16 protein-coding genes are annotated in these 15,132 nt (G+C 57.2%); 5 read left to right on the top strand and 11 right to left on the bottom strand.

Annotated elements, in window-relative coordinates; genetic code table 11:
* Window positions 1-10 precede the first annotated feature (10 nt).
* Complete coding sequence (locus AB5Y71_RS11475) at window positions 11-697, top strand: DUF2987 domain-containing protein (RefSeq protein WP_368171609.1); 687 nt, start codon at window positions 11-13, stop codon at window positions 695-697.
* A 91-nt stretch (window positions 698-788) separates the two neighbouring features.
* On the opposite strand, the gene ttcA is transcribed toward AB5Y71_RS11475, so the two are convergent.
* From ttcA to ccoN, 11 genes are all read right to left on the bottom strand, one after another.
* Window positions 789-1,697, bottom strand: a complete 909-nt coding sequence (ttcA, locus tag AB5Y71_RS11470; protein ID WP_005336634.1) for a tRNA 2-thiocytidine(32) synthetase TtcA — start codon at window positions 1,695-1,697, stop codon at window positions 789-791.
* Between the two features lie 74 nt (window positions 1,698-1,771).
* Window positions 1,772-2,719 (bottom strand): universal stress protein UspE, encoded by a 948-nt coding sequence (gene uspE / locus AB5Y71_RS11465; RefSeq protein ID WP_005345417.1) that lies wholly within the window; start codon window positions 2,717-2,719, stop codon window positions 1,772-1,774.
* Window positions 2,720-2,870: 151 nt separating this feature from the next.
* Window positions 2,871-3,626 (bottom strand): FNR family transcription factor, encoded by a 756-nt coding sequence (locus AB5Y71_RS11460; RefSeq protein ID WP_005351934.1) that lies wholly within the window; start codon window positions 3,624-3,626, stop codon window positions 2,871-2,873.
* Between the two features lie 68 nt (window positions 3,627-3,694).
* Entirely contained in the window at window positions 3,695-4,381 is a 687-nt protein-coding gene (locus AB5Y71_RS11455; protein ID WP_368171608.1) for a sulfite exporter TauE/SafE family protein, read from the bottom strand.
* The gene (gene ccoS / locus AB5Y71_RS11450; protein ID WP_005336630.1) at window positions 4,365-4,553 is read right to left on the bottom strand and encodes a cbb3-type cytochrome oxidase assembly protein CcoS; all 189 of its coding nucleotides are present in this window, start codon (window positions 4,551-4,553) and stop codon (window positions 4,365-4,367) included. Before ccoS ends, AB5Y71_RS11455 begins: the two co-directional genes overlap by 17 nt.
* Window positions 4,554-4,691: 138 nt before the next feature.
* On the bottom strand, window positions 4,692-7,076 hold the full coding sequence (locus tag AB5Y71_RS11445) for a heavy metal translocating P-type ATPase (protein ID WP_368171607.1): 2,385 nt from the start codon (window positions 7,074-7,076) through the stop codon (window positions 4,692-4,694).
* Between the two features lie 86 nt (window positions 7,077-7,162).
* Window positions 7,163-7,663, bottom strand: a complete 501-nt coding sequence (locus AB5Y71_RS11440; protein ID WP_043820362.1) for a FixH family protein — start codon at window positions 7,661-7,663, stop codon at window positions 7,163-7,165.
* Window positions 7,664-7,803: 140 nt separating this feature from the next.
* Window positions 7,804-8,787 carry a cytochrome-c oxidase, cbb3-type subunit III gene (gene ccoP, locus AB5Y71_RS11435; protein WP_005336622.1) on the bottom strand — a complete coding sequence of 328 codons (984 nt, stop codon included), beginning with the start codon at window positions 8,785-8,787 and terminating at the stop codon, window positions 7,804-7,806.
* Window positions 8,787-8,966, bottom strand: a complete 180-nt coding sequence (locus AB5Y71_RS11430) for a CcoQ/FixQ family Cbb3-type cytochrome c oxidase assembly chaperone (protein ID WP_005336620.1) — start codon at window positions 8,964-8,966, stop codon at window positions 8,787-8,789. Before AB5Y71_RS11430 ends, ccoP begins: the two co-directional genes overlap by 1 nt.
* A gap of 10 nt (window positions 8,967-8,976) precedes the next feature.
* A complete protein-coding gene (ccoO, locus tag AB5Y71_RS11425) occupies window positions 8,977-9,591 on the bottom strand; it encodes a cytochrome-c oxidase, cbb3-type subunit II (protein ID WP_005336618.1) in 615 nt (204 codons plus the stop codon).
* A gap of 16 nt (window positions 9,592-9,607) precedes the next feature.
* On the bottom strand, window positions 9,608-11,032 hold the full coding sequence (ccoN, locus tag AB5Y71_RS11420) for a cytochrome-c oxidase, cbb3-type subunit I (RefSeq protein WP_005360548.1): 1,425 nt from the start codon (window positions 11,030-11,032) through the stop codon (window positions 9,608-9,610).
* A gap of 281 nt (window positions 11,033-11,313) precedes the next feature.
* Here ccoN and AB5Y71_RS11415 point away from each other — a divergent pair, with 281 nt between their 5' ends.
* The 4 genes from AB5Y71_RS11415 (at window position 11,314) to prc (ending at window position 15,092) form a co-directional block, all read left to right on the top strand.
* Window positions 11,314-11,775, top strand: coding sequence for a hypothetical protein (locus tag AB5Y71_RS11415; RefSeq protein WP_368171606.1), 462 nt, complete (start codon window positions 11,314-11,316; stop codon window positions 11,773-11,775).
* Between the two features lie 93 nt (window positions 11,776-11,868).
* Complete coding sequence (locus AB5Y71_RS11410; RefSeq protein WP_064336058.1) at window positions 11,869-12,327, top strand: GAF domain-containing protein; 459 nt, start codon at window positions 11,869-11,871, stop codon at window positions 12,325-12,327.
* 102 nt (window positions 12,328-12,429) lie between these two features.
* Window positions 12,430-13,068 carry an RNA chaperone ProQ gene (gene proQ, locus AB5Y71_RS11405; RefSeq protein ID WP_005351923.1) on the top strand — a complete coding sequence of 213 codons (639 nt, stop codon included), beginning with the start codon at window positions 12,430-12,432 and terminating at the stop codon, window positions 13,066-13,068.
* Between the two features lie 8 nt (window positions 13,069-13,076).
* A complete protein-coding gene (prc, locus tag AB5Y71_RS11400) occupies window positions 13,077-15,092 on the top strand; it encodes a carboxy terminal-processing peptidase (protein WP_320546144.1) in 2,016 nt (671 codons plus the stop codon).
* The last annotated feature ends 40 nt before the right edge of the window (window positions 15,093-15,132 follow it).

The following is a 15,132-nucleotide window of genomic DNA, read 5'->3' as shown; positions in this document are numbered from 1 at the left end:
AGGATGTTGAATGACCCGTCGATATGGAGTGACCCAAGCCTTGCGCCTGAGCCTGCTGGCCACGTTCTTGCTGCCTGGGCTGGTGTTTGCTGAGCCGGTGCTGGATCTGCAATACAGCACCTTCTACAGCCAGATGAAGACCTTTGCCAAAGGGGAGTTTGGTCACGCCAGACTGGGGTTTTATCTGACCGATCCGCAAAATGGCCAGCGCTGTGGCCTCACCTTTGCCCGGGTTGCAACCGACAGTAAGGAGGTCGCGGGCGAGGTAACAATCGATAGCGAACTACGCCTGCCTTTTGATGAGGATCTCAACCTCGACAAGGGGATCGTGACCGTTGGCCTGAAAGAAGAGCACGCCACTTGCGATATGACGGTACAGGTGATGGCCGATGCGCCGAACGGACCCGAGCTGCCGCTGGCCGAGCTGGCGGCCCGTCAGCAGCAGATGCAGTCGTTGCTCGACAAGATGGCGGGCATGGTCGGCAAGCACTTCCTGCCGAAGATGGAAGGGGTACGGATTACCCTGGTGCAGCAGAGCGGAACAGCTTATCTGATTGATGGTGCCCGTCAGGAGGCGCTGCCCTGGCAGGAAGGTCACCTGCTGCTGAGCAATGAGCAACTGGCCGCGTTCGCCACTGGGCAACTGCGTTTGCAGGGTGACGTGTTGCGACTGACCCCCTGGTTGCACAAGGGCTGATACCGATGGTGCTGTCACGTTAATCCAGAAAGCAAAAAGGAGCGATGTTCGCTCCTTTTTTATTGCGTGGCGTTTGCCCTATGAGCACGGCTTAGCGCACTTCAATCACATCCAGCATGTCCATCTCGTCGATATCCAGCAGCGGCGCCTTTGGCATCTCGGGCGGATCAAACGCCTTGTCGCCGCCATCGATGATGCCGGAGTCACGGTTGATGCTCTTGAAGTCAAACAACTTGTGGTCGAGCAGGTGGCTCGGGATCACGTCCTGAATGGCGGTGAACATGGTCTCGATACGACCGGGGAAGCGGCGATCCCAATCCTGCATCATCTGCTTGATGGCCTGACGCTGCAGGTTCTCCTGCGAGCCGCACAGGTTGCACGGAATGATGGGGAAGGCTTTGACGTCGGCGTAGCGGATCAGATCCTTCTCTTTGCAGTAGGCCAGCGGGCGGATCACCACGTTCTTGCCATCGTCGCTCACCAGCTTGGGCGGCATGGACTTGAGCTTGCCACCGTAGAACATGTTGAGGAACAGGGTCTCGAGGATGTCGTCGCGGTGGTGGCCAAGGGCAATTTTGGTGCAACCCAGCTCTTGGGCGGTGCGGTAGAGAATACCGCGGCGCAGCCGTGAGCAGAGGGAGCAGGTGGTTTTGCCTTCCGGTACCTTCTCTTTGACGATGGAGTAGGTATCTTCCTCGACGATCTTGTACTCGATACCGAGGGAATCCAGATACTCGGGCAGCACATGCTCGGGGAAACCGGGCTGCTTCTGATCCAGGTTGACGGCAACCAGATCGAAATGGATGGGGGCGCTGGCTTTGAGGCTCATCAGTATGTCGAGCATACCGAAGCTGTCCTTGCCGCCTGAGAGGCAGACCATGACCTTGTCGCCCTCTTCAATCATGTTGAAGTCGGCAATGGCCTGACCCACGTTGCGCCGCAGGCGCTTCTGCAGTTTGTTAAAACTGTATTTTTCTTTGGCGTTCAGCTCTTCTAGCATGCTCGTAAAACCCGGGACACAAATAAGCGCGTTATTATAGCCATGTCCCGGGGGAGGGCAAGGTGCCAGGCACCTTATGATTGATTGCGACGACTGTCGACCGGGCAGCTGTAGTCCGCCGGTTTGAGGATCAGGATGTCGCAGGAGAGGCGGTCAATCACATGCTCGGCGGTATTGCCGAGCAAAGCTGCAGAAAGCCCGGTACGCCCGACGCAGCCCATGATCATCAAGGTCGCCTTGAGCTCTTCGGCCATATCCGGCAACACCTCTTCCGGTAGTCCCTCTGCTACCCGGGTCCAGAGATGACCGATCCCGAACTTGTCGGCATGGCTCAGCAGCAGGCTTTCGTGGTGTTTGCGGATCGCTTCGTTGTAGGCGTTGGGGTCAAACTCCGGCAGCTCGATGGCCACGTTGACCGGGGTGCCCGGGTAGGTGTTGACCAGATAGAGGTTGGAGCCCAGCAGCTCGGCGATGTCGCTTCCCTCTTGGGTGATCCGTTCGTTGAGCAGTTTCTGATCCGGGTCGTCACTTGAGCAGTTTATGGCGGCGATGATGTTGCCGCCCCGTTGCCAGTGACCCTCCTTGACCAGCAGCACCGGACAGGGGCATTTGCGCAGCAGGTGCCAGTCGGTGGGGGTAAAGATGAAGGTTTGCAGGAAGCTGTGGTGGTGAGTGGCTTTGACCACCAGATCGTGGCGCTGCTCCAGCACTTCCTGAATGACACATTCGAAGGGGCGATTGTGCCAGACCACCTTCACTTCGCATTCGATCCCCTGTGCCCGATAGGGGGTCAGGATCTCGTCCAGCCACTCACGTCGCTGTGAAATGACGCCGTCGCGCATCTCTTGCCGCTCGTCCACCGAGAGCATGGCAGTCATTTCATACGAGAAGTCATAGATGGTGAGCAGCAGGGTCAGATGGGCGTTTTCGTCCAGCTCGGCGACTTTGACTGCCCGTTCGAGGGCGATTTGACGCTCCTCTTCTGGATTGATAACCACCAGAATATTCTGATATTTGACCATCTTCTCCTCCTTGGAAAAGTCCAATGACAGCAGAATCTTAGCCATTACAGCTTAGCGCAGGAGGAGGGTATGGGGAACGTACCGGATCACATTCCAGAGGAAAGGATCCGGCAGGGAAAACAGGAAAATAGCGGGAGGGTAAGCGGAAAAATCAGCCGCAGGGCGGACGAGTTGCACCGGCCATCATGCCAAGGGCGACCTGATCCAGCACGGTAATGTATTTGCCTTTGACGCTGATGAGACCGGACTTCTGGAAGCGGCCGAGCAGACGACTGATGGTCTCGACAGTCAGACCCAGATAGTTGCCAATGTCACCACGGGTCATGGAGAGACGGAACTCCTTGGCGGAGAAGCCGCGCTCGGAGAAGCGTACCGACAGATTGTGCAGGAAGGCGGCGAGGCGCTCTTCAGCATTCTTCTTGGAGAGCAGCAGGATCATCTCCTGATCGCCCATGATTTCGCTACTCATCAGACGCATGATCTGCTGGCGCAGTTTGGGCATCTTGCCGGAGAGATCATCCAGCACTTCAAACGGGATCTCGCACACCATGGCCGTCTCCAGCGCCTGAGCGAAGGAGGGGTGGGCCTGCTTGTTGATGGCATCAAAACCGACCAGATCGCCAGCGAGGTGGAACGCAGTTATCTGCTCATCCCCTTGCTCTGTGATGGTGTAAGACTTGATGGTCCCGGAACGGATGGCATAGAGCGATTTGAACTCATCGCCAGCCTTGAACAGCTCTTCACCCTTCTGGATCGGCTTCTTGCGCTCGATGATGCTGTCCAGCTGATCAAGCTCGTTGTCGTTCAGAGTGAAGGGAATACAGAGCTGACTGATGCTGCAATCCTGGCAATGAATTGCACAGCCACCGCTCTGGATACGTCTGCCAGGTTTCTTTTCCGGGATCATAGGCTCATACGAATAATTGATTTATATCAAACAAGTTTACCATCAACTCATCCGTTTTGGATAGGGTTTCAAAAGGAAGCAATGCCAATCCAGAAGGTATGCACCCCGAACAAAATGAGCAGCAGGGCACCGCCAAGGCGCAAACTGCGCAGGGTGAGCCAGTATCTCAGGCGATCGGCAAGCCCGCCCAACGCAAACAAGGTGGGCAGGGTGCCGAGGCCAAAAAAGAGCATGATGAGCGCCCCGCCACTGGCCGAACCCGCCGCAGCGCTCCAGGTCAGCATGGAGTAGACCAGCCCGCAAGGCAGCCAACCCCACACCATGCCAAAGGGCAGTGCCTGCACAGGCGAGGTGAAGGGGAGAAACTTGCCCGCCAGCGGTTTGATACGGGGCCAAAGTCTGGCGCCGAGCTGCTCCAGCAGCAAGATCCCTTGCCACCAGCCCGCCAGATAGAGGCCAAGCGCAATCATCAATAGCGCCGCCACCAAGCGTAAGCCGGCGATGGCGTGTTTGCCAGCCCCCAGCTCGCTGGTGGTGGCGAGCAGGCCGCCCACCAGAGCACCTGCAATGACATAGCTCAGGATCCGGCCGAGGTTGTAGTTGAGCAGATAGGCGAGCCGCCCCCAGAAGTGCTGTTTGTTGGCTGGTATCGCCATGGAGAGCGCGGCGGAGACGCCACCGCACATGCCAATACAGTGGGCAGAGCCTGCCAGTCCGACCAGCAGGGCGCCGGCCAGATCAAGGTTGTGGGTCATGGTCAGCAGGCTTTACGGGTTTGTGGGCAGGTTGCTCTTCGTCAAACAGGATGTTGGAACCCTGCCGGTCGAGATCTTCAAACTGCTCGGAGCGAATGGCCCAGAAGAAGACGACCCCGGCGATGATCACAAACAGGATGGCGATGGGGATCAGGACAAAAATTATATTCATGAGAGGTACCTTGGCGTTCATCCTTGGCAAGCGTCCCCTATGGTAACCCTGTTCGGGCAGGGGGCCAGCCGCTATCAGTGAGAAATGTGGCCTGCATCGGAGGCAGGCCACATTTTCAGCTATTTTCCGCCACCGGTCTCATCGGTTGAGGCGCATGGAGTTGGTCACCACGATGAGTGAACTGAGCGACATGCCCGCCGCCGCCAGATAGGGGGGCAGCCAGCCGCAGGCCGCCAGCGGCAACACCAGCAGGTTGTAACCGATGGACCAGGCGAAGTTCTCGATGATGATCTTGCGGGTACGCATTGCCAGCACTCTGGCCTCGAGCAGTCGGCTCAGGTCATCGGCCAGCAGGATGGCATCGGCGCTGTTTTTCGCCAGATCGGTGCCACCAGCCATGGCAAACGAGGCGTGAGCGCCAGCCAGTACCGGGGCGTCGTTGATGCCATCGCCCACCATGATGCTGATATCCCCTTGGGCTTCCCGGGCCTTGAGGTAGGCCAGCTTGCCATCGGGTGAGACCCCCTTGACCAGCTCATCCACTCCCAGCTCGCGGGCAATCTCGTCTGCTTGCAGAGAGCTGTCACCAGTCAGCACGGTAGTTTGCAGACCTGCTGCCTTGAATGCCGCGATCAGCGCCCTGGCATCGGGGCGCAGGGTATCTTCCAGATTGAAGCGGGCCAAGACCTGCTGCTCGTCGGCCAGATAGATAGCCAGACCGCGGCCGCGTTCTTGCGCCGGATCCAGCCCAAGCCAGCGGGCACTGCCGATGCGGTAGCGTACGCCATCCACCAGCGCTGTGATGCCGTGACCGATGACCGGGGTGATCTCGCGGGCGGATGGCAGCACACTGATACTGTCGGCAGGTAGCCGGAAGGCGCGAGCTATGGGGTGCTCGGATTGTGCCTCCATGGCCCGGGCGATGGCGAGGCAGTGCGTCTCGTCCATCTCTGCCAAGGTGGTGGTGCCGGTCAGACTGATCTCACCTGTGGTCAGGGTGCCAGTCTTGTCCATCACGATCCGGTTGGCCTTGGTCAGCACGTCCAGCACATGACCGCGGCGCAGCAGGATACCGTTGCGGGTCAGATTGGCGGTGGCCGAGGTCAGCGCCGTCGGGGTGGCCAGCGACAGGGCACAGGGGCAGGTGGCAACCAGCACGGCGAGGGTGATCCAGAACGCCTGATCCGGTTGATGGAAATGCCAGAAGGTCCAGACCGCAGCGGCAATGATCAGCAGCACCAGAATAAAGTGGCGTGATAGCTGATCTGCCATCTGGGCGATGGCTGGTTTATCATCGAGGGCGTGATCCTGCAGCCGCATGATCTGGGCGATCCGCGACTCTTCGATACGGTGGCTGACCCGGATCTGCAGCGGGGCATCCGTGTTGATGGTGCCGGCATAGACCTGATCACCGCGCTGTTTGAGCAGGGGCAGCTGTTCACCGGTCAGCATGGATTCGTTGATGCTGGCTTGTCCTTCGACAATGATGCCGTCCGCCGGCAAGGTGGCGCCAGCCAGCACACGTACCCGATCGCCGAGCTGCAAGGTCTTGGCCGCTACCTCATGTTCCCCTTCATCATCGATGCGGGTCGCCATGATGGGCACCAGTCGCGCCAGGTTGGAGCTCGATTCCGACGCCTTGCGCCGGGCCCGCAACTCGAGAAAGCGCCCCAGCAGCAGGAAGAAGACGAACATGGTGATGGAGTCGTAATAGACCTCGCCGGTATTGAACACAGTGGCCCACATGGAGGCAACAAAGGCACCAATCAGCGCCAGCGACACCGACACATCCATCGACAAGTGACCCTGTTTCAGGCTGCGCCAGGCACCCACGTAAAAGGGCTGGGCCGAGTAGATCATGATGGGGGTGGAGAGCAGCAGGCTTATCCACTTGAAGTAGACCATGAACTCATCTTCAACGCTGATGAAGAGATCCATGTAGAGGGCCACGGCGCACATCATCACCTGCATTGAGCCAAGCCCCGCCAGTGCCAGCCGGAACATATAGCTGCGCACCTCTTTGGCGTAGAGCGCCTCCTGTTGATGGGTCTGGAACGGATAGGCGCGATAGCCGATCTGGGCAAATCCCTTGAGGATGTCACTCAGGGAGAGCTGGTCCGGATCCCACTTGATGCGGGCCCGGTGGGTGGTGGTGTTGACGTTGATGTAGTGCAGGCCGCCAAGGGTCATCAGGTGGCGTTCGATCAGCCAGGCACAGGCGGCGCAGGTGAGCCCTTCTACTGTCAGCTGGATTTCGCGAAGGGTACCGTTGTCGGTGACAAACTCCTGTTGTACTTCTGCCAGATCGTAGTGGGTGAGGGCGGCTAGCTCCTCGGGTACCAGATCCCCCTTGGTACCGGGGGCGGTACGGTGAGCGTAGTAACTGGCGAGGCCGCACTCCATGATGGTCTCTGCCACCGCCTGACAACCGGGGCAACACATGGGGCGAACAATCCCCTTTATCTCGAGGGAATAGCCACTATTGGCGGGTACCGGCTCGCCACAGTGAAAACAGGGAGTCATGCGCTATGCCCCCCTGAATGCAGAATGCAAGCAGCAGGGGCGGTGGCGATAACCGGCTCGCCACAGTGAGAACAGCCGGTCATGGCTTAGCGTCCTTTCGGGTCGAGTTCGACAGGGGCCAGGGTCGGCAGCTGGACGGTCTCTTGCAATCGCCACTCGTGGTCAAAGGCATCGACCCGAATGTGCCACTTGCCGACCAGCGGCTTGTCGAAATGGAGGCGATAGGTGCCGCTCGCATCGGCGGTGATCATGTGTTCGCTGTCCTGACCGGCCAAGGTCGGGTGGAACAATGAGAGATAGAGAGCTTGCCCGGCAGGAATGTCACCGCTGATGGGTTTGAGGGTCAGCTCGTTGCCGTCAACTTCCAGCCCAAAGCGGATATTGAGGGCTTCGGAGCGGTCAAACTTGCTCAAGTCCTGATTGATCTCTTTCCCTTGTTTGTAATAGTCCTCGGCCACCAGATTGACCCCATCCTTGCTGGCGATGATGGCGGTGGCGATGCTGCCGACAACGGCGGCAGTGGGGAGGGCGATGATAAACCAGGGCCAGAATTGGCGATACCACGGTTTGGATAGAGGTTGGGTCATGATTGCTACTGCCATGAAACGAATGATTAACGTGGAAGATGGTTTTTACGCAACACAAGATAACAAAAAGCCTCGAGGAGTCGAGGCTTTTTGCTGTGTAATCACGTGTTTATCACATGTTACAACGTTACGGGCGAACCTTATTTGGCAGACTGTTGATGAGACAGGCTGTAAACGTAGGAGGCCAGCAGGTGAACCTTGTCCTCACCCAGAATATCTTTCCAGGCTGGCATCACGCCGTGACGACCGTGGGTGATGGTTTGTACCACCACTTCGCGGGAGCCACCGTAGAGCCAGGTGTTGTTGGTCAGATCTGGCGCACCGACGGCGATACCGCCCTTGGCATCGGCCCCGTGGCAAGCTGCGCAGATGGCAAAGCGTGCTTCACCTTTCTTCGCTTCCACCAGGTCGACCTTGCGACCGGAGAGGCTCAGCACATAGGAGGCCACTTCCTGAACGCCATCTTTGCCGAGGATTTCACCCCAGGCAGCCATGATCCCCTGACGACCGCCCATGATGGTGGTCTTGATTTGATCAGGCTGGCCGCCCCATTGCCATTCGCTGTCGGTCAGGTTCGGGAAGCCGCGGCCACCACGGGCATCGGAGCCGTGGCACTGGGAGCAGTTCTGCAGGAACAGACGCTGACCCACTTTCAGGGCTTCCGGATCCTTGGCGATCTCGGTGATGGCACGATAGGTTTTGCCATCCGCTTCATAGGTGAGTTCACGGAACTTGGCGCCGTAGATCTCGTCAGCCTTGGCGACCTCGCGGTCATACTCCACCGCGCGACCTTCAGCCTTGGCCGATTCGGTTGCAGCCTTGGATTCGGCCAGCGAGCGCACGTCCTGGTTGGAACTTTGCCAGCCCAGCAGACCTTTGAAGTTGCCAAGTCCCGGGAAGGCGACCAGATAGACCAGACCGGTGACGATGAAGAAGAGGAACATGTAAGTCCACCACTTCGGCAGCGGGTTGTTGATCTCCTCGATGCCATCGAAGGAGTGACCCATCGATTTGCCTTCTTCAACACCCATCTTGTCCTTGCGGCACCACATCAGCAGCAAGAAGCAGCCGAGGATGGTTCCCAGACTGATGACAGTCACAAAAATGCTAAACAGAGTGCTCATTATTGTTTCGCTCCTGCGTTCTTTTTATCAGCACCGGGTTGCTCATCATCGGCAAAAACCAGATTGGCAGCCTCGTCGAAAGAGGTCTTGCGGCGTTTGCTGTAGGCCCAGACGATGATGCCAATCATGATGGCCATCAACAGCAGGGTATACAGACCGCGAAATGTGCCGTAGTCCATCTTCGCCTCCTTATTTCAGGGCATGACCCAGTGATTGCAGATAGGCCACCAGCGCATCCAGCTCGGTTTTGCCCTTGACGGCTTCGCCCGCACCCTGAATATCGGCGTCGGTATAGGGCACACCGAAGTGATCGCGGAATAGCGCCAGCTTCTTGGCGGTCATCTCGCCGGTCAGCACATTGGTATCAAGCCAGGGATAGGCGGGCATGTTGGATTCCGGTACCACATCGCGCGGGTTGATCAGGTGAACCTTGTGCCACTCGTCGGAGTAGCGGCCACCAACACGGGCCAGATCCGGACCAGTACGCTTGGAGCCCCACAGGAAGGGGTGCTCCCAGACGCTCTCACCGGCGACCGAGTAGTGACCGTAACGCTCGGTTTCGGCACGGAACGGACGGATCATCTGGCTGTGGCAGTTGGTGCAGCCTTCGCGAATAAAGATGTCGCGTCCTTCCATCTGCAGAGCGGTGTAGGGCTTGAGGCCCTCCACCGGCTCGGTGGTTTGCTTTTGGAAGAACAGCGGAGTGATTTCAACCAGGCCCCCCAGACTGATGGCGAAGATGATGCCGACCACCAGCATGGGAACGCTTTTTTCAAATATTTCGTGACGGTTATTGTTGCTCATGGGTTGACCTCTTCAATCATGCTGGCTGGGCGACAGGTTCCAGAGAACCTTTGGGCGCAGTGATGGTGCGATAGGCGTTGTAAGCCATCAGCAACATGCCGGTGACGAAGAAGCAGCCTCCCAGGAAGCGCACGAAATAGAAGGGATAGGATGCCTGCAGCGCTTCAACGAAGCTGTAGGTCAGGGTGCCGTCTTCGTTGACTGCACGCCACATCAGGCCCTGCATCACGCCGGAAATCCACATGGCAACGATGTAGAGCACGGTGCCCACGGTCGCCAGCCAGAAGTGAACGTTGATCAGCTTGACGCTGTACATCCGGCCCTGGCCGAACAGGTTCGGGATCAGGTGATAGACAGCACCAATGGAGACCATGGCAACCCAGCCCAGCGCACCGGAGTGAACGTGACCAACGGTCCAGTCTGTGTAGTGGGAGAGGGCGTTGACGGTTTTGATCGCCATCATCGGGCCTTCGAAGGTCGACATGCCGTAGAAAGAGAGAGAGACGATCAGGAAGCGCAGGATGGGGTCATAACGCAGTTTGTGCCAGGCACCGGAGAGGGTCATGATGCCATTGATCATACCGCCCCAGGAGGGGACGAACAGGATCAGGGACATCACCATGCCCAGTGACTGAGCCCAGTCTGGCAGTGCGGTGTAGTGCAGGTGGTGCGGACCGGCCCAGATATAGAGGGAGATCAGCGCCCAGAAGTGGACGATGGAGAGGCGATAGGAGTAAACCGGACGACCGGCCTGCTTGGGCACGAAGTAGTACATCATCCCCAGGAAGCCAGCGGTCAGCAGGAAGCCTACCGCGTTGTGGCCATACCACCACTGCACCATGGCGTCCATGGCGCCGGAGTACATGGAGTAGGACTTCATGCCGGAGAGCGGCACTTCCATGTTGTTGACAATGTGCAGCACCGCAACGGTGATGATGAAGGCGCCGAAGAACCAGTTCGCCACATAGATGTGGGAGGTGGTGCGCTTCATCAGGGTGCCGAAGAAGACGATGGCATAGGCGACCCATACCACAGTGATGGCGATATCAATCGGCCACTCCAGCTCGGCATACTCTTTGGCGGAGGTGAAACCCAGCGGCAGAGAGATGGCGGCAGAGAGGATGATTGCTTGCCAGCCCCAGAAGACGAAGGTTGCCAGCGGGCCACCAAACAGTCTGGTTTGACAGGTGCGCTGCACCACGTAAAACGAGGTGGCCATCAGTGCACTGACGCCGAAGGCGAAGATCACTGCGTTGGTATGGAGGGGCCGCAGACGACTGTAAGTCAGCCACGGGGTCTCGAAGTTGAGGGCAGGCCAGATCAACTGGGCTGCGATCAGTACGCCAACCGACATGCCGACAATTCCCCAGACAATCGTCATGACGGTAAACTGGCGAACAACGGTGTAGTTGTACTCAGGATGGTTAGTTGTATGGCTCATCGTTATATTCCGCTTCCGATGCTGCTGTTGTTTGGTTTTGTATCCGGAGGACCGGACTGGCTTCATCAGCCACCGCCGACCAGTTGTTAACATCTGTTAACGAAAGGAAAAGCAAAAGATGGCTAAATGAAAACTGCATGGGAATGATACTGAAGTGACAGGTAAAATAACAGTATAAACAGTGATATATTTGGCTCCGTCCGGTCTCGATATGGCAGTTTTTTACCTTGTTCGAGATCACAAAAAACTATTTTAATTGCATCTTAATCGGGCTGTTTTTGATGAAAGAGAGACTTACCGCACGTAAAGTTTTGCACCTCGTACTGGTATTGGCGCTGTTATTGGCGCTGATGGCCTATCGCACCTGGTTTTTGGCCGATAACAGCGTCTCTGCTGACCAGAAAAAAGATCAGATTTGTGATCTTTCCCACACCCCTTGCAGCGCGCTGATTGGTGACAAGCCGCTGACGGTCGCCATCAAGGAATTACCGCTGCGCGCTGAACATGACTTTGCCATCGCTATTAGCGGCGGCGATCCGGCCATCAAACCGGTGAAAGCGACACTCGAAGGCAAAGATATGTTTATGGGCACCATTCCGGTGAACTTTGAACAAATAGACGGACAGTGGCAGGGGGTAACCCAGGTGGGGAGTTGTACATCACCCGTCATGATCTGGTTGTTAAATATCGAGTGGAGTAATGGTCAACGCCAGCAATTGGCGCTTTCCGTTGCCCGGGAATAACGGCGCAAGGAGCGGGGAGTGGAAAAAATATTTGAAATTTCCCGGCCAGGCGTTACCTTCCCCAAACCATCAGGGAGTGAAATTCATTTAATCATGATTGAAAAACAACCGTTTTATCGCACCCTCAACCAGCAGGCCAAGGCGCTGCTGGAGGGGGAAACCGATCTTATTGCCAATCTGGCCAACCTCTCCGCACTGCTTAATCAGGAGCTGGAGGAGATCAACTGGGTCGGTTTTTATCTGTTGCAGGGCGAGACCCTGGTATTGGGGCCATTTCAGGGCAAACCGGCCTGCGTGCGGATCCCGGTCGGCCGCGGGGTGTGTGGTACAGCAGTGGCAGAGGGGAAAACCCAGCTCATTGACGATGTCCACCAGTTCGACGGTCACATCGCTTGCGATGGCGCGAGCAACTCGGAAATCGTGATCCCGCTGCGCCGTGGTGGCGAGATCATCGGGGTACTCGATATCGACAGTCCGATTTTTAACCGTTTCGACCAAGAAGACCGGATTGGCCTCGAAGAAACGGTGCAAATTTTGGAAAGCATGCTCTAAGTCATTGCTAGATGGTTCGCAAAAGGCCCCAAGCTCTCTATAATGGGGCCTTTGTTGTGCTCGGGACGTGCCCGTGCGTTTATATGAAAGCCAAGGTTATACATGGAAAACACTGAGAAGCTGAAGAACAGTAAAGAGATCGTTGCCTACCTGGTCGAGAAATTCCCGGCCTGCTTCGTTGCTGAAGGAGAGGCCAAGCCGCTCAAGATTGGCATCTTCCAGGATTTGGCCGAGCGTCTTGCTGACGATGCCAGAGTCTCCAAGACCATGCTGCGTTCCGCACTGCGTCAATACACCTCCAGCTGGCGCTACCTGCACGGCCTCAAAGCTGGCCAGGCTCGCGTTGATCTGGATGGCAACCCGGGCGAACTGCTGACCGAAGAGCACATCGAGCACGCCAAGCAAGCTCTGAAAGAGAGCAAAGAGCGCGTATTCGCCAGCCGTCGTACCAATACCAAAGAGAAGGATGAGAAGGCCAAGAAGCCCCGTCGTCCTGCTGTGCGCAAAACCGAGAAAGCTGATGTAGCTGCCAAGCCGAAAGCTGCCGCCAAGGCACCGGTCGCTGACGCTCCGCTGGTTAAAGTGGATGCCGCTACGCTGAAAGTGGGCCAGGATGTGCGCGTCGTTATGGGTAAATTCCCGGTTCCGGCAACCATCAAGGAAGTAACCAAGGACGATGTACAGGTCCAACTGCAGACCGGCATGATGGTGCGGGTCAAATCAGAGCACTTGGTTCTCTAAGGAGACAAATGTTGAAGCATGGCGTAATTCGTTTTTCCCTCGTTGCCTGTAGCCTGGCGCTTGCCGGGCTTGCACAGGCCATCGAGCCGGTGCTCAAGGAGAGTGATTTGCCTGTGTTGGCTCAAGAGAGCCAACATGCTACGGCCAGCAAGCGAATTACCAATCTGTTTACCCGCTCGCACTACAAACAGTTCAAGCTGGACGATGCCTTTTCCTCCGTGATTTTCGATAAATATCTGGAGAATCTGGACTACAGCCGCAACCTGTTTTTGGCCTCTGATATCAGCCGTTTTGAAAAGTACCGTAACGGTTTTGACACCGACCTCGAAAGAGGCCGTCTGGCTCCCGCCTACGAGATGTTCAACCTGAGTCAGCAGCGGCGTTATGAGCGATTCGAATACGCCCTCAAACTGCTTGATACTCCTTTCGATTTTACCCAGACCGACAACTATGTGTTTGATCGGGAAGGGGCGGCTTGGCCCAAAGATGAAGCAGAGCTCAACGAGCTGTGGCGTCAGCGGGTCAAGTTCGATGCCCTGAGTCTCAAGCTCAGCGGCAAGGAGTGGCCCGAGATCAAGGAGCTGCTTGGCAAGCGTTACAACAACGCCATCAAGCGGATGTCCCAGACCGAGAGCGAGGATGTCTTCCAGCTCTTCATGAACTCCTTCGCTCGCGCCATCGAACCGCACACCAGTTACCTCTCACCGCGCAGTGCCGATCGTTTCAACACCGAGATGAACCTCTCGCTGGAGGGGATTGGTGCCGTGTTGCAGGCTGAAGATGACTTTACCGTCATCCGTTCTCTGGTGCCCGGTGGCCCGGCTGCCAAATCCAATCACCTCAAACCCGATGACAAGATCACCGGGGTAGGGCAGGAAGATGGCAAGATTGTCGATGTGATCGGCTGGCGTCTTGATGACGTGGTCGAGCTTATCAAGGGGCCCAAAGGGAGCAAGGTCAAGCTGGAGATCCAGCGCGGCAAGGGCGCAACCGCCAAGACCGAGCAGATCGAGCTGACCCGCGACAAGGTGCGCCTTGAAGATCGGGCAGCCAAGTCCAAGGTGATTAACGCCGAAGGCAAGAAGATAGGCGTCATCGAGATCCCGAGTTTCTACGTCAATCTGCACGATGACGTGATCAAGGAGCTCTCCAGCCTGAACAAGAAGAAGATCGATGGCTTGATCATCGATCTGCGCGGTAACGGCGGCGGCGCCCTGACCGAAGCTTCCGCCCTGAGCGGTCTCTTCTTTGCCAGTGGTCCCGTGGTGCAAATTCGTGATCATATGGGCCGTATCACGGTCAATGGCGATGATGATGGCAACGTCTACTACGGCGGCCCCATGTCGGTGATGATCGACCGTTACAGTGCCTCGGCCTCCGAGATCTTCGCTGCGGCCATGCAGGATTATGGCCGCGCGTTGATTCTGGGTGAAAACTCGTTCGGCAAGGGGACGGTGCAGCAGCATCGCAGCCTCGCCAAGGTCTATGACTTCTACGAGCAGCCGCTCGGTCACGTGCAGTACACCATCGCCAAGTTCTACCGGATCGACGGTGGCAGCACCCAGAACAAGGGCGTTGCGCCGGATATCAGCTTCCCGACACCGGTTGCTCCGGAAGAGACGGGCGAAAGCCGTGAGTTCAATGCGTTGCCGTGGGACAAGATTGCCTCCGCCAACTACGAGAAACTCGGCAACTTCGCCAGCGTACTGCCCAAGTTGCAGGCGGCGCACGATGCCCGGATCGCCAAGGATCCCGAGTTTGCCTATGTGATGCAGGACATCACCGACTACAAGGAGGAGAAAGACAAGAAGTCGGTCTCCCTCAACGAGGCGGAGCGTGTTGCAGAGCAGGCGAAACAGGATGAGAAAGCGCTCAAACGTACCAACGAGCGTCTGGCACGTCTTGGTAAGCCGGCGGTGAAGAGTCTGGATGAACTGCCCGCTGATTTTGAAGCGCCCGATGAGTATCTCATCGAAGCGGCCAATATCACGGCGGATCTGGCCAAGGTCAGCAAACGCAGCTGACAAGGCACCTCCAATGCACAAGGGCGACTGCGGTCGCCCT

The organism is Aeromonas sp. R9-2, assembly GCF_040908025.1.
GTDB classification, from domain to species: domain Bacteria; phylum Pseudomonadota; class Gammaproteobacteria; order Enterobacterales; family Aeromonadaceae; genus Aeromonas; species Aeromonas veronii.
This window is presented reverse-complemented; position numbering and strand designations above follow the sequence as displayed.